General features: G+C 63.7%; 11 protein-coding genes, 1 tRNA gene and 2 pseudogenes. 6 read left to right on the top strand and 8 right to left on the bottom strand.

Annotation, left to right across the window (positions count from 1 at the left end; genetic code table 11):
* Nucleotides 1-19 precede the first annotated feature (19 nt).
* The 6 genes and pseudogenes from NFV80_RS04060 to NFV80_RS04040 form a co-directional block, all read right to left on the bottom strand.
* Nucleotides 20-958, bottom strand: coding sequence for a phosphoribosylaminoimidazolesuccinocarboxamide synthase (locus NFV80_RS04060; RefSeq protein ID WP_295328693.1), 939 nt, complete (start codon nt 956-958; stop codon nt 20-22).
* A gap of 313 nt (nt 959-1,271) precedes the next feature.
* Nucleotides 1,272-2,344 (bottom strand): annotated as a pseudogene (fba, locus tag NFV80_RS04055) (class II fructose-bisphosphate aldolase).
* 106 nt (nt 2,345-2,450) lie between these two features.
* A complete protein-coding gene (pyk, locus tag NFV80_RS04050) occupies nt 2,451-3,890 on the bottom strand; it encodes a pyruvate kinase (RefSeq protein WP_295328695.1) in 1,440 nt (479 codons plus the stop codon).
* A 257-nt stretch (nt 3,891-4,147) separates the two neighbouring features.
* Nucleotides 4,148-5,146, bottom strand: a complete 999-nt coding sequence (gene gap, locus NFV80_RS04045; protein WP_296757941.1) for a type I glyceraldehyde-3-phosphate dehydrogenase — start codon at nt 5,144-5,146, stop codon at nt 4,148-4,150.
* A gap of 55 nt (nt 5,147-5,201) precedes the next feature.
* Nucleotides 5,202-5,969, bottom strand: coding sequence for a hypothetical protein (locus tag NFV80_RS17430; RefSeq protein WP_366143402.1), 768 nt, complete (start codon nt 5,967-5,969; stop codon nt 5,202-5,204).
* Nucleotides 5,970-6,339: 370 nt separating this feature from the next.
* A complete protein-coding gene (locus NFV80_RS04040; protein ID WP_295324991.1) occupies nt 6,340-6,648 on the bottom strand; it encodes a hypothetical protein in 309 nt (102 codons plus the stop codon).
* Between NFV80_RS04040 and NFV80_RS04035 the strand changes: the two genes are divergently transcribed.
* The 3 genes from NFV80_RS04035 to NFV80_RS04025 are packed head-to-tail and all read left to right on the top strand — an operon-like array spanning nt 6,647 to nt 11,190.
* A complete protein-coding gene (locus NFV80_RS04035) occupies nt 6,647-8,026 on the top strand; it encodes a ribulose-bisphosphate carboxylase (protein WP_296757939.1) in 1,380 nt (459 codons plus the stop codon). The two genes, NFV80_RS04040 and NFV80_RS04035, sit on opposite strands and share 2 nt — an antisense overlap.
* A gap of 46 nt (nt 8,027-8,072) precedes the next feature.
* Nucleotides 8,073-8,876: a CbbQ/NirQ/NorQ/GpvN family protein gene (locus NFV80_RS04030; protein ID WP_295324996.1), complete on the top strand. Its 804-nt coding sequence runs from the start codon at nt 8,073-8,075 to the stop codon at nt 8,874-8,876.
* A 19-nt stretch (nt 8,877-8,895) separates the two neighbouring features.
* On the top strand, nt 8,896-11,190 hold the full coding sequence (locus NFV80_RS04025) for a nitric oxide reductase activation protein NorD (protein WP_295324999.1): 2,295 nt from the start codon (nt 8,896-8,898) through the stop codon (nt 11,188-11,190).
* Between the two features lie 124 nt (nt 11,191-11,314).
* On the opposite strand, the gene NFV80_RS04020 is transcribed toward NFV80_RS04025, so the two are convergent.
* Complete coding sequence (locus tag NFV80_RS04020; RefSeq protein WP_295325002.1) at nt 11,315-11,950, bottom strand: TMEM165/GDT1 family protein; 636 nt, start codon at nt 11,948-11,950, stop codon at nt 11,315-11,317.
* A gap of 139 nt (nt 11,951-12,089) precedes the next feature.
* On the opposite strand from NFV80_RS04020, the gene NFV80_RS04015 reads away from it, so the two are divergent.
* Nucleotides 12,090-12,165, top strand: a tRNA-Asn gene (locus tag NFV80_RS04015).
* 149 nt (nt 12,166-12,314) lie between these two features.
* Here the strand turns inward: NFV80_RS04015 and NFV80_RS04010 are convergent.
* Nucleotides 12,315-12,761 (bottom strand): HTH domain-containing protein, encoded by a 447-nt coding sequence (locus NFV80_RS04010; protein WP_296757953.1) that lies wholly within the window; start codon nt 12,759-12,761, stop codon nt 12,315-12,317.
* A 239-nt stretch (nt 12,762-13,000) separates the two neighbouring features.
* Between NFV80_RS04010 and NFV80_RS04005 the strand changes: the two genes are divergently transcribed.
* Together NFV80_RS04005 and NFV80_RS04000 are read left to right on the top strand one after the other, a co-directional pair.
* Nucleotides 13,001-18,310, top strand: a complete 5,310-nt coding sequence (locus NFV80_RS04005; RefSeq protein WP_296757936.1) for a DEAD/DEAH box helicase — start codon at nt 13,001-13,003, stop codon at nt 18,308-18,310.
* A gap of 8 nt (nt 18,311-18,318) precedes the next feature.
* Nucleotides 18,319-18,733: pseudogene (locus NFV80_RS04000) on the top strand (helicase SNF2); the annotation flags it as partial.

Below are 18,733 nucleotides of genomic sequence, written 5' to 3'. Positions count from 1 at the left end.
CGTGCTGGCTCTGTGCCGGTCAATCGACGAACTTCTCGCCGGTCAGGCGTTCGCAGGCCTCAACGTACCTGGCGCGGGTTTGCACGAGCACCTCCTGCGGCAGGCGTGGCGGCGGCGCTCGCTTGTTCCAGTCGAGCGTCTCCAGATAATCGCGCAGGTACTGCTTGTCGTACGACGGTGGACTGCTGCCTTCGTGATAGGCGTCCGCTGGCCAGAATCGGGAGGAATCGGGGGTCAGCGCTTCGTCGATCAGATGCAGGGTGCCGGCGGCGTCGAGGCCAAATTCGAACTTGGTGTCGGCGATGATGATGCCACGCGCCGCTGCGTGTGTGGCGGCGCTTGCATACAGGGCGATCGCCGCGTCGCGCGCCTGCTCGGCGATTCGATCGCCATTGCTGCCGGCAGCCGCAAGAAGGTCGGCCAGCGCGCTCGCGCAATCGGCCTGTGCGCGCTCGAACGAAATGTTTTCGTCATGGGCGCCGACGGCCGCCTTGGTCGCCGGCGTAAAGATCGGCTGCGGCAGCCGGCTGGCGAGTCGCAGTCCGGCTGGCAGCGGAATGCCGCATACGCTGCCACTGCGCTGATAGTCCTTCCATCCCGAGCCGATCAGATACCCCCGCACGACCGCTTCGATCGGCAGCGGCCGCAGGCGTTTCACCACCAGTGCGCGTCCTCTGACCTGCCGACGTTCGCTTTCCGTCACCACGGCCTCGGGGTCGATTCCCGTCAGTTGATTCGGGATGATGTCGGCGAGCATGTCGAACCAGAACGACGCCAGCCGGGTCAATACCTTGCCCTTGCCGGGTACCGGGTCCGACATGACCACATCGAAGGCCGATATGCGGTCGCTGGTGACGATCAGCAGCTTGTCCGCACCGATGGCGTAAATGTCGCGAACCTTGCCGCGGCCAAGCAGCGGCAAACTGGTGATCGTCGATTCCAGGAGGGCTTCGGGCACGTTGGCGATCCGGTGAGAAAAGGTCGCAAGAAGAATTCGAGGGCTTGGATTATAGGGCAGATTGGGAGTTCGCTGCGGTCACGTGGGGTGCTGCGCGGGCAGCCATCCGGGAAGCCGTCGAGCACGGCATCGATGTCGCCGTACGTTGCTGCGGCGGATGGCTCGGCGCACCGCTGCAGCAAACCCGCAGCGCTTGCAGCGGCTCTGCCGAGCCTGCCCGGCACGGCGGCTCCGCATCAATCCGGCCTGGGTGATTGCGCTTGATCCTGTCGCGGCGTTTCCCGGGAGCGCCGCGACGCAGTGCGGAGGACGCTTAGTTGACGGTTTGCTTCAGCTCGCCACTGGCGTAACGCTCGGCCATTTTCTCCAGCGGCAGAACTTTGATCCTGCTGGCCTGGCCGGCGGTACCAAAGGCCTCGAAGCGGGCGCGACAGATCTTCTTTGCCGCCTCGCGGGCCGGTTTCAGATAGTCGCGCGGGTGGAACTTCGACGGGTTTTCGGCAAAGTAGCGGCGGATCGCTCCGGTCATGGCCAGGCGGATGTCGGTATCGATGTTTACCTTGCGCACGCCGTGCCGGATGCCGGTCACGATCTCTTCGACCGGCACGCCGTAGGTTTCCTTCATGTCACCCCCGAACTCGCGAATTTCGGCGAGCAGTTCCTGCGGCACCGAGGACGAGCCGTGCATCACTAGGTGACAGTTGGGAATGCGCTGATGGATTTCCTTGATGCGGTCGATGGCAAGAATGTCACCGGTCGGTTACTTGGTGAACTTGTAGGCACCGTGCGAGGTGCCGATGGCGATTGCCAGCGCATCGCACTGTGTCTGCTTGACGAAGTCGGCCGCCTGCTCGACGTCGGTGAGCAGTTGCTCCCTGGTAATGTGGCCCTCGGCACCGTGACCGTCTTCCTTGTCGCCGCGCATCGTCTCGAGCGAACCGAGGACGCCGAGTTCGCCTTCGACCGACACACCGATGGCATGCGCGAACTCAACCACCTTGCGGGTGACGTCGACGTTGTATTCATACGATGCCACGCTCTTGCCGTCAGTCATCAGCGATCCGTACATCATCACCGACGAGAAGCCCGAGCGGATCGCGGCCATGCAAATCGCTGGTGACTGGCCGTGGTCCTGGTGCATGACGATGGGAATCTGCGGATAGGCTTCGAGTGCAGCCAGGATCTGGTGACGCAGGAAGGGCTTGCCGGCGTACTTGCGGGCGCCGGCAGAGGCCTGCATGATCACAGGTTCACAGGTGCATTGCCTTCGGCGGCAGCCTCCATGATCGCCCAGACCTGTTCCATGTTATTGACGTTGAACGCCGGCAGACCATAACCGTTCTCGGCGGCATGATCGAGCAATTGACGCATCGATACGATTGGCATGATTCGATTCGCCAGTGATTGCCCGGATTTCCGAGCGCGGGAACAGCTCCTGCCGATTTTCCGATCGTGTCGATCGATCGGCTCCGTCGCCGGCGTGGTCCGAATTTCAGACCCTGTACGGCTGCGGGTCCCCGACCCGAACGATTTTCAGCGTGTTGGTACCGCCGCTGGTACCCATCGGGTCACCGGCAGTCAGTACAATGAAATCTCCCTTCTTGACGACTCCCTCGTTCATCAGCAGTTGCTCGGCGTCGTAAAGCAGTTCGTCGCGGGTTGCTGGCCGTTGTTTCATGAACAAGGGGAAAACGGCGCGGTAGAGGCTCATCTTGGTCACGGCTTCGGCCTGCGGGGTGAGCGCATACACCGGAACACCGCAGTTGAGGCGACTCATCCACAGCGCCGTCGCCCCCGACTCGGTGAGCGCCGCAATGGCCTTGACCTTGAGGTGGTGCGCGGTCCAGATCGCGGCCAGCGAAATCGTCTGGTCGATACGCGTGAACACCTGATTGAGGAAGTCGCGGTCGAGCGTCACTGCGGCAGATTTCTCCGCTTCCATACAGATGCGGGCCATCGCCTCGACGGTCTCGACCGGATACCTGCCGGAAGCGGTTTCGCCCGACAGCATGACCGCGTCCGTCCCGTCGAGCACCGCGTTCGCCACGTCGGAGACCTCGGCACGCGTCGGCGCCGGCGAGAAAATCATCGATTCCATCATTTGCGTCGCCGTGATCGCCAGCTTGTTCTTCTCGCGGGCGAGGCGAATCATTCTCTTCTGCAGGGCCGGTACGGCGGCGTCACCGACTTCGACGGCGAGGTCGCCGCGCGCCACCATGATCCCGTCCGAAGAGGCGACGATCTCCTCGAGGGCGTCGACGGCTTCGACTCGTTCGATCTTGGCGATGGTCTGCGCCTGCCCACCGGCAGCGCGGATCAATTGCTTGGCCATGTACATGTCGGCCGCGCTCTTGGGGAAGGATACTGCGAGAAAATCGACAGCGATGCTCGCCGCGGTGCGGATGTCCTCCATATCCTTGGCGGTCAGTGCGGGCGCCGAGAGGCCACCGCCCTGGCGATTGATTCCCTTGTTGTCGGAAAGCTCGCCGCCATGCCGAACGACCGTGAAGATCTCCGAACCGACGACGCGTTCGACGTCGAGAACGATGCGGCCGTCGTCGAGCAGGAGAACGCTGCCGGCCGAGACATCGCGGGGCAGATCCTTGTAATCGAGGCCAACGCGCTCGGCGTCGCCCAGCTCGCACTTTGCGTCGAGAATGAAATTCGCGCCAGCCTCCAGGTGAATCCTGCCTTCGGCAAACTTGCCGACGCGAATCTTGGGGCCCTGCAAATCGGCGAGAATGCCAACCGGGTGCCCGACGCGGCTAGCGACTTCGCGCACCAACTGCGCGCGGGCGACATGATCCTCGGGTCTGCCATGGGAGAAATTGAGCCGCACGACATCGACTCCGGCGCGAATCATTCGCTCCAGCACCCGCGCGTCAGACGACGCCGGACCGAGGGTAGCTACGATCTTGGTATCTCGTGACATCGGTTTCCTGTTGTTATTGGGCTGGGGCTACGCACCCTGGTCCTGGGATGGATCGTCAAGGACAAACCGGTAGCGCCGGCGAAATCACGCCGCGTGCGGTGCGATGCAACTCCTCCTTGTCGCCATCACGACGCCGGGTGATGCCCAATGCGGGGCCATCGCTGCCAGCGGTCTGCCTCGACGGGCGAACTGTCCAATTGGCGTGCCGAAAAAGCGAAAGCACGAAGGGCGCCCGGAAGCGCCCCTCGCTGGCCGGTTTAGCGGGCCATGACGCGGATCATCTCCAGCACCTTGTTGGAGTAACCCCACTCGTTGTCGTACCACGCGACGACCTTGATGAACGTGCCGTCCAATGCCATGCCGGCTTCCGCGTCGAACACCGAAGTGCAGCTCTCGCCGCGGAAATCAGTGGCCACCACCTTTTCGTCCGTGTAGCCGAGAACGCCCTTCATCGGACCTTCCGAGGCAGCCTTCATGGCCGCACAGATCGCGTCGTACGTTGCATCCTTGGTGAGTTCGACCGTCAGGTCGACCACCGAGACGTCCGAAGTCGGCACACGGAAAGCCATTCCGGTCAACTTCTTGTTCAGCGACGGAATGACCTTGCCGACAGCCTTGGCAGCGCCGGTCGAGGACGGAATGATGTTCTCGAGGATGCCGCGGCCGCCGCGCCAGTCCTTGTTGGACGGGCCATCGACCGTCTTCTGGGTGGCCGTTGCGGCATGTACGGTGGTCATCAGGCCGCGCTTGATGCCCCAATTGTCATGCAGTACCTTGGCCACCGGCGCCAGACAGTTGGTGGTGCAGGACGCGTTCGAGATGATCGTCTGACCGGCATAGGTGTCATCATTGACGCCGAAGACGAACATCGGTGTATCGTCCTTGCTCGGTGCGCTCTGGATGACCTTCTTGGCGCCGGCCGCGATATGCTTCTGGCAGGACTCGGTGGTAAGGAAAAGACCGGTCGAGTCGACGACGATCTCGGCACCGACTTCGTCCCACTTCAGTTCGGCCGGATCCTTGACGGCCGTCAGGCGAATCTTCTTGCCATTGACCACCAGCGTGCTGCCTTCGACGGCAACGGTGCCCTTGAAGCGGCCATGCACCGAATCATACTTGAGCATGTATGCCAGATAGTCCGGCTCGAGCAGGTCATTGATGCCGACCACCTCGATGTCGGAGAAATTCTGCACGGCGGCGCGAAACACCATTCGCCCAATGCGGCCAAAGCCATTGATCCCTACTTTGATTGTCATGAAACAGTCTCCTTGAGAAATTACAGCAGTGATTTCACGGTCTTGTCCGTATGGGTCACCGTGAAACCGAAAAAGTCAAACAACCGGCCGGCAGGTGCCGGCTCTTACAGTCGATCGATACCGGTGACGGTACCGTCGAGTCCAACATACTTGCGCCAGAAAAGGCTCCTCTGGTTCCCATGGCGAGGCTGCGGGTCGCGTGGCGACACGCATTCGGTTCGGGTGTCCTGGTGTTCGAAAACGCCACCGCGGGCCGGTGCGGCGACGGGCACCGCGACCCAGCGCGCGACAAGTGCCTGGCCGGCCGCGAAAGCCCGGCGAACTTCCGATCGGGTGGCGAGCATGAGCGGTCACGGTTCTGCCCGGTCGGCCGGTAGCCAGGCGGTTCGCCTGCCCAGCCCTGCGCTGTCGCCAGCGAGCAGGTTTCCGGTAAATTCACTTCCCTCAGGCTGCCGTCGGCCACGCCCTGACCGAGCGGGCAGGCGGTCGTCTCGGCACTGCGCGTGCAAACGACTTCCGGTTGGCGGGAATTCTCCGTGCGGAATCGACGGAATCCCGTCAGATACCCGATCGATGCGCGGTGGCAGGTCAGGTGCAGTGGGGCGTTGAGGCGCACCAAATCGTGGCTGTACGCGAGGGCAAAACGATCACGTTTTGGCCGGCAGCCAGTATCCAGATCGTGACGAATGTGACGACGCCATAGTCCTTCTGCGATTTCGGCCATCCCCGTGGGCATGCCGGGATGGTGGGAGTTGGCTTGCTGAGCCGCGCCCATGGCAAGGGTGCGGATGACGCTGGTCAGGGGGGCAAAAGCAGTGGGCACGATAATTCGGCGATCACGGAAGAGGAGTGCACTCGCATGGGGAGATTATCCGCTAAAAGCCGAGTGTTCGCCACTCCCCGTTGCGGCATGCGCGACAGCCGGACGGCTTCTTCAAGGGATGGCGAGATGCAGTACCTGACCGTCGATGCGTGCGTCGAACTGAACCGGTACCCTTTCAGTGCCCGCCAACGATGAGACCGCTGCCGCTTTCTACCGCCATCACGGCTTCATCGCTCTTTCTGACTCGCCGCTTACCCTGTTGTTGCCGCGGGAAGATGCCCAACATTTTCTCATAGTGCCGGATTCGGGAAATCCGACGTGACTCGATTATAAAGTAAAAACTAACGACAAATTCCATAAAGTTTAACTTTTAATAATCGATCGTGCCGCCTACACTTGCCGCAATTGGACTTGCCGGGTGATCGGTATGCACGCAGACGAGAACGGCGAAGGAGAAGTGCCCGTGCTCTCGCCAGTCGCCGCAGTGGCGCTGCAAGCGGCCATCCACGACGACGACGAAACGCTGGCCGGGACCGGGCGCGAGACTCGTCGGACAGTCCTCGAGTCTCGCTGCCGGCGCCGGAGCGGCGGCCCGAACATTTCCCCCCAGCAGCGGCGCACGGGTTGCGCGGCCGAGCGAGAAACGCCCTTCAATCATCATCGACACGGAGACGAGCATGGACCAATCGAATCGTTACGCTGACCTCAGCCTCAGGGAAGAAGACCTGATCCAGGGTGGCAAGCATGTCCTGGTGGCCTACAAGATGAAGCCGAAGGCCGGCTATGATTACCTGCAGGCGGCGGCGCACTTTGCCGCCGAGTCTTCCACCGGCACCAACGTCGAAGTGTGCACCACCGACGATTTCACCCGCGGCGTCGATGCGCTGGTGTACCTGATCGACGAAGCCACCGAAGAAATGCGTATCGCCTATCCGCTGGACCTGTTCGATCGCAACGTCACCGACGGACGGATGATGCTCGTCTCCTTTCTCACCCTGGTCATTGGCAACAACCAGGGCATGGGCGACATCGAGCACGCCAAGATTTACGATTTCTACATGCCCGCGCGAGCGATTCAGCTTTTCGACGGCCCAGCCAAGGACATTTCCGACTTGTGGCGAATCCTCGGTCGTCCGCTCAAGGACGGCGGCTACATTGCGGGCACGATCATCAAGCCGAAGCTGGGTCTGCGCCCGGAGCCGTTCGCCAAGGCGGCGTATCAGTTCTGGCTGGGTGGCGATTTCATCAAGAACGACGAACCACAGGGCAACCAGGTGTTCGCGCCGATGAAGAGGGTGATTCCTTTGGTATACGACGCGATGAAGCGTGCGCAGGACGAAACCGGCCAGGCAAAGCTTTTCTCGGCCAACATCACTGCCGACGATCACTACGAAATGTGCGCGCGCGCCGACTTCATCCTGGAGACTTTCGGGCCCGACGCCGACAAGGTGGCCTTTCTGGTCGACGGTTACGTCGGTGGCCCCGGCATGGTAACCACGGCTCGCCGCCAGTACCCGAACCAGTACCTGCACTACCACCGCGCCGGTCACGGTGCCGTCACCTCGCCGAGTTCCAGGCGGGGCTACGACGCTTATGTACTGGCCAAGATGTCACGCCTTCAGGGCGCCTCCGGAATTCACGTCGGCACCATGGGCTACGGCAAAATGGAAGGCTCTGCCGACGATCGCGCGATCGCCTATGTGATCGAACGCGACGAGTACCAGGGACCCGCGTATCTGCAGAAGTGGTACGGCATGAAGCCGACGACGCCGATCATTTCGGGTGGCATGAACGCGCTGCGGCTGCCCGGCTTCTTTGCCAATCTCGGGCACGGCAACGTCATCAACACGTCCGGCGGCGGATCGTATGGTCACGTCGACAGCCCGGCTGCCGGCGCCATCTCGCTGCGCCAGGCGTACGAGTGCTGGAAGGCTGGCGCCGACCCGATCGAATGGGCCAAGGAGCACAGGGAATTCGCCCGTGCCTTCGAATCGTTCCCTGGCGACGCCGACAAGCTCTATCCGGGCTGGCGCGAGAAACTCGGCGTGCACCGCTGAGCGCAGCGGTCGACGGATCACGATGGACAACGGGGAGGAGCGGGCAGTGACCGACAGGACGCAGTTCGAAGTTCGCGAAAAGCCTTTCTATCAGCCGCAGCGCAACGAGGTGGCGCTCTACGAGGCCGCTTACGCGGCGCGCCTGCCGGTGATGATCAAGGGGCCAACCGGTTGCGGCAAGTCGCGCTTCGTCGAGTACATGGCCTGGAAGCTCGGCAAGCCACTGATCACCGTGGCCTGCAACGAAGACATGACCGCGTCCGATCTGGTCGGGCGTTACCTGCTCGAAGCCAACGGCACGCGCTGGCTCGACGGGCCGCTGACCACCGCTGCCCGCATCGGCGCGATCTGCTACCTCGACGAAATCGTCGAGGCCCGTCAGGATACGACTGTCGTCATTCACCCGCTGACCGATCACCGGCGTACCCTGCCGATCGACAAGAAGGGCGAGCTGATCCACGCCCACGCCGATTTCCAACTGGTCATCTCGTACAACCCCGGTTACCAGAGTCTGCTGAAGGACCTCAAACAGTCGACCAAGCAGCGCTTCACCGCTTTCGAGTTCGACTATCCGGACGCCGCACTCGAAGCGGCCATCCTGGTCGAGGAAAGCGGTATCGACGCGCACAGCGCGGAACGGTTGGTCAATATCGGTGCTGCCGCACGCCGGCTCAAGGGCCATGGTCTCGATGAAGGGATCTCGACGCGTCTGCTGGTCTATGCAGCGACGCTGATCGAGCGCGGAGTCGCCCCTGCGGATGCCTGTCGCATGGCGCTGGTGCGACCGATCACCGATGATCGGGACATTCGCGACACCCTCGATCACGCGATCGACGCGATTTTCGCCTAGCACGCGTGCCGCATTGACGATGTCCACCGAAGCCGTCGCCAGCAGATCCGATGCCGCCTGGGCCGAACGCCTGCGCGTCTGCCGCGAGCGACTGGACTGCCGCTTCCCGCAAGTCTCGGACGTGTTCGAGGCTTGTCTCGTCAAGGCGGAGCATGTCCTTTCGGTCGAGGGTGTCGATGCCTATCTCGACTGCGCGCGCTTCCTGGGCCGCATGGGGCGTGGCGTCGAGCCGGTGCTGGTGTTTCTCGCGGAGTGGCCGGCGGTCGCCGCGATTCTCGGCGAAGACGCCTTGCCGATCATTGCCCGGACGGTTCAGGTCCTGTCGAAATCGCCGAATGGCAAGGCGATCGCGCCCTTCCTGCAGACCCTCGCGCCTGTCGCCCGGCGGCTGGCCGCGCGCGAGCCGATGCAGCACTATCTGGACCTGACCCTGGAACTGATGGAGCGCACCAGCGGATCGATCCATGGCATTCACAAGACCTTCGCCAGCCCGGGCCTGCCCGAGTTCTTCACGCACGCACCGACGCTGCTCAATGCCCTGAGCATCGCCGGGCTCAGGAACTGGGTGGACTATGGCATCCGCAACTATCACACGCACCCTGAACGGCAGCGCGCCTACTTCGCCCTGCAGTCGGCGGACAGCCGTGCCGTCCTGCAGCGCGAGCGGCACGGAACACTTCTGGTCGACCAGGAACGTCGGCTCGACCTCTATCTCCGTGCCTTGTGGCATGACAGCGCGCCCTTGCTGCCCTATGCCACCGACGTCGAGCAGGTGGCAAAGCCCGCTCCCTACTTCGACTCGTGCGGCATCCGTCTGCCCGACGTCCTCGACGACGCGCGTGGCGTCTCCGGCCAACAGCGCTACCAGATCGCGCTGGCCCATATCGCCGGCCATCGGCGCTGGAGCAGCCCGCTGGTAGCAGACAATTTCAGCCCGATGCAGCGCCTGGCGATCGAGTTCCTCGAGGACAGTCGCATCGATACGCTGATCCTGCGCCAATATCCGGGCCTGCGCCGTACCTTTCTCGCCCTCCACCCGAAGCCGGTCGAAGGGGCCTGCGATCCGGCGACGCAAAGCTCCCTGCGGCATCGGCTGGCCATGCTCTCACGCGCCCTGCTCGATCCGGAACATGGCTACCACGACGCAGTGCTGCTCGATTTCGTTGGCCGCTTCGCGAGGACGATGGCCTCGGGGGAGGCAAGCAGCGAAGAGATCGCGCAGCTCGCGCTGTCCTATGTCGCGCGTACTCGTCGCCAGAGCGACCAGTTGGCGACGGTATTTTTCGCGGATACCGAGGTCGACTACCGCGACGACAATCGTCACCTCTGGCGCTTCCACGAACGCAGCGACGACGAGGAAATGTTCGACGAGCCGCCTCGGCCCGCTGCGTCCGCCGAGCTCGAACGTCTGCCGCCACGCCATTATCCGGAGTGGGACTACCACAGTCAGAGCTATCGCCCGGATTGGGTCAGCCTTTACGAATCGCTCCACCCGAGCGGCGACACCGCGGCCATCGACCGCCTGCTCGAGAAGCACTCGGCGCTGGCGAGACGCCTGCAGCGTCTGCTCGATCTGCTCAGACCACAGGAAAGAGTGCGCATCCGCTACCAGGAGGACGGCAGCGAGCTCGATCTCGACATCGCCATCCGCTCGCTGATCGACTTCCGGGGCGGCGCCACTCCCGATCCGCGCATCAACCTGAGCCACCGCAGCAACGGCCGCAACATTGCGGTGCTGCTGCTGCTCGACCTGTCGAAATCGCTGGCCGACCGTGTCGAGGTCGGCGCCACCGGCGGCGAGCAGAGCATCCTGGAACTGAGTCAGGAAGCCGTGTCACTGCTCGCCTGGTCGATCGAGCAACTCGGCGACCCGTTTGCGATCGCCGGTTTCCATTCCGACACTCGCCATGACGTCCGCTATCTCCACCTGAAGGGTTTCGGCGAGCACTGGGGCGAACTCGTCAAGAGCCGCCTGGCCGCGATGCAGGCCGGCTATTCGACACGCATGGGGGCGGCGATGCGTCACGCTGCCCACTACCTCGCCGCGCGCAAAGCCGAAAAGAAGCTGCTGCTGATCCTCACCGACGGTCAGCCGGCCGACGTGGACGTGCACGACGAACGCCTGCTCGTGGAAGACGCCCGCCAGTCCGTCAGCGAACTCGATCAGCAAGGAATCTTCACCTATTGCATCAGCCTCGACCGGAAAGCCGACGAGTACGTCAGCGACATCTTCGGCCGTCGTTACACCGTGATCGATCGCATCGAGCGCTTGCCGGAACGGCTGCCGGAGCTGTTCATGGCCCTGACGCGGTAAGGGTCAGCGCCCACTTCGTGCAAGGCGTCCGTCTGCAGCGGATCGACGAGCCCCATGTCGACAGGTTCGCCATGCGCGTGTGCCGAGAGGTCTCGGTGGCGCGCCGGGAGTGAGCGCGTCGAATTCAGTTGCCGAAGTACGCGCCGTAGCCCTGGTAGGCAGCGATCACCGCGAGCACCAGAAAGAACGCACCGCTGACGCGATGCAGCAGCACCAGCGGAATCTTCTGCAGGATCGTGCGCCCGGCCAGGATTCCCAGCGCCGAGGTCGTCGCCAATGCCAAAGTTGCGCCCAGCCAGACGGCGGCCGGCAGGTGCGTGCTGCTCAGGGCGACGACGGCGAGCTGCGTCTTGTCACCGAATTCAGCCACCGTCAGCAGAACGAAAGTCGTGAAGAAAATGCCGTGCCCGCTTTTCTCCTCGATCTCTTCCTCGTCATCTTCCTTCGGCGTGCGCAGGGCATGGACGCCAAAGACGGCAAAGAGGATCGCCACCGTCGCATCGACCACATATTCCGGCAACCAACGGGCGATCGCCGCCCCGAAAACGACGGCGAGCGTGTTGAGCAGGGCAAAGGCCGCCACAGCGCCGAACATCACCGGCATCGGCCGATGCCGCGAGGCCAGGGTCATGCAGACGAGCTGACTCTTGTCGCCGATTTCGGCCGCGGCGATCAGCGCGAAGCTGGTTGCCGCGGTGGCAGAAAATTCGACGATGCGGCCATCGCCGAGCAGCGACGACAGGTGCGCCAGCTTGTCCATTGCCATCTCCGGATGTCTGTTGGGTGGATCCTGCGACGCCAGAGAAACCGCCGCAAGAGAGGGACGGCGATTATACCGCGCGCGCCAAGCCGAGTATTGACGAGAAGCCTGTGAATGTCTAAACTGCCCGCCTGCATGTTCCCCGATAGCTCAGTCGGTAGAGCGTCGGACTGTTAATCCGCAGGTCCCTGGTTCGAGCCCAGGTCGGGGAGCCAAAGAAACAATGACTTAGCCAAACTTAGAAGTTTGGCTTTTTTGTTGGGCTAGCACCGGGCTAGCATGCCAGCGAAAAAAGCGCTTGCCACAGACCTTGTGCGTGCGCCGACCTTGATCGCGCCAAGCAAGTACTGCCGGGCAACGGTGTCTACGGAATCTTGAACCAAAGCGCTGCGCGTTGGTGTGGGCACTCCATCGCCGCCCACCGCCCATTTTCTTCCCTGTGTCGCACCATGACCTCGCTTTCGCCCTCACCCTGACGGGTCAGCGACTCGCCTCCTACGCCGCCCGCGAATCCTCGATCCTCCACGTTACAGGGGACATCCCCGCAGCCATCGAGGAGAGGGTGCTGCATGGTCAGCAGCGCATGGATTTCCTCTGCGGTGAACCAGAGGCCGGGCAGTTCGTACTGCGTGCCTGTGCGCGGCCCCTTCCCGAATCGGTAGCCGCCGAGGTCGCGATGGTAGGTGATCGGTGCGTTGAGGCAGTCCTTCATGTAGGCCAGGTCCCGCGTCAGGGTGGCCCAGGAAATGCCGAGACGCTCCCGCAACTCAGCCAGGGTGACGATGGACCGGTTGCCCAGCATCTGATCGATCTGGTAGATGCGTTCGACGTTGCTCGCTCAAATCACCTCCAGAAGATTTAACTGCGGGCTCCAAGCATGAACCCGGACGATGATACGTTGGAAACCTCTGAACATCACATCGTCGTTCCCGGTAGCATATGCGGTTGATGCACTAGGGGTATTGGAGGTCTCGCTGTATGCTGCATTAATACGAAGAATCAACAACAAATCGATATCGCAGCGAAAATGGCTGCTAGAGGTGGGAATCAATGGACGTTTTCGAGTTCAGGGAGAAGCTGGTCGGCGAGTACCGCCAGTTCACTCGCAGCTTCACCCGGATACGGAGTGAGGATATTGCGCGCTTCGTCGAGTCGGTCTATGACTCGCAGCGCTACTGGCCGGAACCGCTCATCCAGATCAATCCCAACTTCAAGGCGGGGCATACGGTCGACGAACTGGCCGCGGCCGGGGCGCTGCATCCCGAGTGCGGTCGCATATTTCGGGCGGGCAAGAGCGTGGGTACGGTCGGTGTCTCGCTCCGTCTCTTCAAGCACCAGGAAGAGGCCATCAGCTTTGCCAAATCCGGTGCCAGTTATGTTCTGACCACCGGCACCGGTTCGGGCAAGTCGCTTGCGTACTTCATCCCCATCGTCGACGCAGTACTCAAGGCTAAGGCAACTGACAACATGCCGCGCACGCGCGCCATTGTCATCTATCCGATGAACGCGCTGGCCAACAGCCAACTCGAGGAGCTTGGCAAATTCCTCGGCGACTACGGCGATACGCCGCCGGTCACTTTCGGGCGTTATACCGGGCAGGAAGATGACGAGGAGCGCCAGCGCCTGGCCGCCAATCCGCCCGACATCCTGCTCACCAACTTCATGATGCTCGAGCTCCTGATGACCCGTCAGGACGAGAAGGACAAGGCGGTTACCAGGAACGCGAAGGGACTGCATTTCCTTGTCCTCGACGAGCTTCATACCTACCGTGGCCGGCAGGGCGCCGATGTGGCGCTGCTGGTTCGCCGCGTGCGCGAAGCCCTGGCCGACAACCTGCAATGCATCGGGACCTCGGCGACCATGGCGACCGGCGGCAATGAAGCCGACCGCAACGCCGTCGTGGCCGAAGTGGCATCGCGCCTTTTTGGAACCCCGATCCCGCTCGCCAATGTCATCACCGAGACCCTGCAGCGTGTGACGCCGGAAGCGACATTGGTCGAACATGTTCGTAGCGGACTGGGGGCGGCGCTGCGCCGCAACTTGCCTGCTACTCCGGGTTTCGCCGAGCTTGCGCAGCACCCCCTGGCAGTATGGACCGAATTGACCCTCGGTCTGACCCGCGACGAGGGCAAGTGGCGGCGCGCTCGGCCGATCACGCTGGCCGCCGCCGCCAAACAGCTCACTGCCGACGCAGCTATCCCGGAATCCGAAGCACGCAAGGCGCTGGCCGATTTTCTGCTGCTCTCTTACCGGACGACTGACAAGCCGGCACAAGAGGGCGGCCGCAGCCTCTTCGCCTTCAAGCTGCACCAGTTCATTTCCGGCGGCGGCAAGGTGTTTTCGACGCTCGAGGCACCGGGCAGACGCTACCTGACACTCGATGGGAGCCAGTACGTTCCCGGCGACCGGGCCCGCAAGCTCTACTCGGTGCATTTCTGCCGCGATTGCGGCCAGGAATATCTTCCCGTCTGGGACGAGAAAAGCGCCGCCGGCCGCCAGTTTGCGCCGCGTAACCTCGAGGACCGTGAGCACGAGGACGAAGAAGTCCGGAATGGCTTTTTCATGCCCGACACGGCCGGTATCTGGGAGGACACCCTCGACCGCTACCCGGAAGCCTGGCTCGAAGCTGCCGGCGACGATTTCCGCCTCAAAGCGGCCTATCGCAAGCGCCGGCCGGTCCCGGTCACCCTCAACGGCGAAGGCGCCCTCGATAACGGCGGCGTGCGCGGGTGGTACATCCCCGGCACGTTCGCCTTCTGCCTGAACTGCGGCGTCACCCACAACACCGCCGGCCGCGACTACCTGCGCCTGGCTGGCCTCTCCGGCGAGGGGCGCAGTTCGGCGACGACCATGCTCACCCTCGCATCATTGCGCTACCTCTATGAGCAGGATGCCCAGCTGAGTGCGGAGGCCAAGAAGGTTCTCGGCTTTTCCGACAATCGGCAGGACGCTGCGCTGCAGGTCGGCCATTTCAACGACTTCCTGCAGATCCTGCTGCAGCGGGCGGCGCTTCTGGCTGCCGTTCAGGCAAGTTCGGGCGGCGAGATCGACGAGAGCGGCATCGCGGCGGCCGTTTTCGTGGCACTGGGCTTCGACCGCGACGATCCCGGCGTCCGCGCCGAGTACATGCAGGATCCTGATGTGCGCGGCAATGCCCGGCGCCAGGTGCAGGACACCCTGCGCAACATCCTCGGCTACCGCATCTATTACGACCTGCGGCGCGGCTGGCGCTTCAACAACCCGAACCTCGAACAACTGGGCCTTGTCCGCATCGCCTATCGTGACATCGAGGACCTCGCCGCGGCCCCCGACATGTGGCAGGACGCGCCCCTAATCTTGCAGGCCGCATCCCCCACCGTGCGCCAGCGCATTCTGGAAACCCTCTTCGAGGCCATGCGCCAGGGACTCTGCCTTGCCTCCCGCTATCTTGACCGCACCGAACTCGACCGGCTTCGCATCGCCAGTTACGCCAATCTACGCGAGCCCTGGGGGTTCAGCGAAGACGAGCTGCCGGTGGCCTCGAACTGGTTCATCACGGTCGGCAAGCCGCGCGATGAAGACCGCCGCAACGTCGATTATCTGGTTTCCGGCAGTGCCCGCTCGAAGTTGGGCCGTGTGCTCAAGCTGCCGGCTACTTGGCGCGAGCCGGATGAGCGCGACAACCCGCACGCGGCGCGGATCAGGGACGAGCACTACCAGGAGATCATCACCGCGCTGCTCAAGGCCGCTCGCACCTACGGGCTGGTCGTATCCGAGGAAACCGAATTCGGCATGACCGGCTACCAGCTCAACGGCACCGGTATCGTCTGGCGCCTGAGCGACGGGCAGAGCCGCCGCGGCGCCGATGACAACGCCTTCTTCCGTGGCCTCTATGGCAACGTCGCCGCGCTCCTCGCCAACCCGGTGCACCGCCTGTTCGACTTCGAGGCGCGCGAGCATACCGCCCAGGTCGAGCAGGACGACCGCCTCGAACGCGAGGCGCGCTTCCGCTTTACCCAAAAGGATCGCGACGAATGGCTCCAGAAGACCGGCAAGCCGCTCGAATGGCTGCCGGTCCTGTTCTGCTCCCCGACCATGGAGCTTGGCGTCGACATCTCGTCCCTCAACACCGTCTACCTGCGCAACGTGCCGCCGACCCCGGCCAACTACGCGCAGCGCAGCGGCCGCGCCGGGCGGGCCGGGCAGCCGGCGCTGGTCATCACCTACTGTGCTGCGCAGTCGCCCCACGACCAGTATTTCTTCCGCGATCCGGTACGCATGGTCCACGGCCAGGTCAATCCGCCGACCCTCGACCTTGCCAACCGGGAACTGATCCAGAGCCACCTGCACGCCATCTGGCTGGCCGAAACCGGCGTCAAGCTCGACAGCAGCATCCGTGGCTTGCTCGACATGGGGACTGACGGGGCGCCGCTGGCTGCGCACCTACGCGCCGGACTGGACGCCGATGCGCCGCAGCGGCGGGCGCACGAACGTGGTTTGCGCATCCTCGGCATGCTGTCGGGCGAGCTGACGCTGGCCAAGGCGCCGTGGTACGACGAACGGTTCGCGGAACGCGTCTTTGCCACCGCCTTCGTTTCCTTCGACCAGGCACTTGGCCGCTGGCGTGATCTCTTCGCCGCCACCAAGCGGCAGATGGAGATCAACCAACAGATCATGAACAATCCGGCCGCCAGCGAGCGTGACCGGCGCGATGCCAAGCAACGCCACGACGAAGCCTTCCGCCAGCAGTCCCTGCTGCTGCAGGAATCGGGGAGTGCCAACTCGGATTTCTACACTTACCGTTACCTCGCCAGTCAGGGATTCCTGCCCGGCTACAACTTCCCGCGCCTGCCGCTGATGGCTTACATCCCGGCGCGCAAGGGCAAGATCGGGCGCGAGAACTTCCTGACCCGGCCGCGCTTCCTGGCACTGAGCGAATTCGGCCCGTACAGCCTCATCTACCACGAGGGCAGCCAGTACCGTGTCGTCCGCGCCATGCTGGCGGTTTCCGGCGACGACCAGGTCAAGCAGGGCGCCAGCCTGCCGACCGAGGTTGCACGGCTGTGCCCGGCCTGTGGCTACGGACACTTCCGCAGCCAGCGCGATGCCGACCGTTGTGTGTCGTGCAATACGCCGCTCGCTGACGCCCGGGCGGTTCAGAATCTCTATCGCATCGAGAACGTATCCACCCGCCGCGCCGAGCGAATCACCGCCAACGAGGAGGAACGCACCCGCCAGGGCTACGAGATGCAGACCACCATCCAGTTTGCCGAGGCCGACGGTCGGCTCCAGCGCCTGGACAGCGTGCTCGCTGATGGCGAGGGAACGGTCCTTGGCTTGCAGTACGGCGCTGCCGCAACGGTCTGGCGCATGAATTTCGGCTGGCGCCGGCGCAAGGAGAAGAGCGTCCTGGGCTTCATGATCAATCCGGTCACCGGCCACTGGATGGGCGGTACCGAAGAAAGCGGCGAGCCGGACCCCGACGCGCCGCCCGACCGCACGCCGCCGCAGCGCATCGTTCCCTACGTCGAGGACCGCCGCAACGTGCTCATCGTGCGGCCGCCCGAGACCCTCGAGGAGGCGACGATGGCAACCCTGCAATATGCCCTCAAGCGCGGCATCGAGGCGGTGTACCAGCTCGAGGAGAGCGAACTGATGGCCGAGCCGCTGCCGGGTCGCGACAACCGTCAGTCCATCCTCTTCTACGAATCCGCCGAAGGGGGGGCCGGCGTGCTCACCTGCCTCGCCACCGAGCCGGGGGCGCTCGCCCGGGTCGCCGACGAGGCGCTGCGCATCATGCACTTCCTGCGACCGGATAGCGGACAGTGGGACCGTGCAAGCCTTCCCCAGGAAGTCGATGAATCCGGCAGCCCGCTCTGCGAGGCCGGCTGCTACAAGTGCCTGCTCTCGTACTACAACCAGCCCGACCACACGGTCATCGACCGCCAGGACGCGGGCAACGACGGCAAGGTCCTCGACATTCTTTGCCGCCTGACGCGGGCGCAGGGAGTGACCGGCTCCTTCGGGCGCACCCCGGAACAGCAGGCCGGCGAACTGTCGCGTTTGTCCGGCAGCAGCCTCGAGCAGGCCTGGCTGGCCCACGTCGATGCCCACGGCTACCGGCGTCCGGACCGCGCCCAGGAAAGCATTCCGGAGTGCGCGACCTGTGCCGATTTCTTCTACGCGGACTGGAAAGCCCCGATCTTCATCGATGGTCCCCACCACGAGGAAGCGACGCAGTGCGCGCGGGACGAGGAAATCAACCGGACACTGTCGGCAGCCGGCTACTACGTCGTCCGTTTCCCGAAGGAACAGGAGCGCTGGCCGGCAGTCTTCGCCGCCCACGCCGGACTATTCGGCAACGGCAAGCGAGGCAACTGATCAAGATGATGAATGCCCAGATCAGCTTCCAGCCCGGCAGCCTCGTTTCCGCCCGCGGACGCGAATGGATCGTCCTGCCGCAGTCCGACAGCGACACGCTGCATCTGCGTCCGCTCGGCGCGGCCGAGGACGACGCGACCCTGATCTACCTTCCGCTCGAACGTCAGCCGGTGACGCCTGCCAGCTTTCCCTGGCCGACCGTGGCGCAAAGCGCCAATTATGCAGCGGGCCAGTTGCTGTGCGACGCCCTGCGGCTCAAGCTGCGCAGCGGCGCCGGGCCGTTTCGCAGCTTCGGCAACATCGCCTTCGAGCCGCGCGCCTACCAGCTCGTGCCGCTGCTCATGGCGCTCAAGCAGGAGGTCGTGCGCCTGCTGGTCGCCGACGACGTCGGCATCGGCAAGACCATCGAGGCGGCGCTGATCG

It is taken from the genome of Accumulibacter sp., assembly GCF_023806565.1.
Taxonomy (GTDB): domain Bacteria; phylum Pseudomonadota; class Gammaproteobacteria; order Burkholderiales; family Rhodocyclaceae; genus Accumulibacter.
This window is presented reverse-complemented; position numbering and strand designations above follow the sequence as displayed.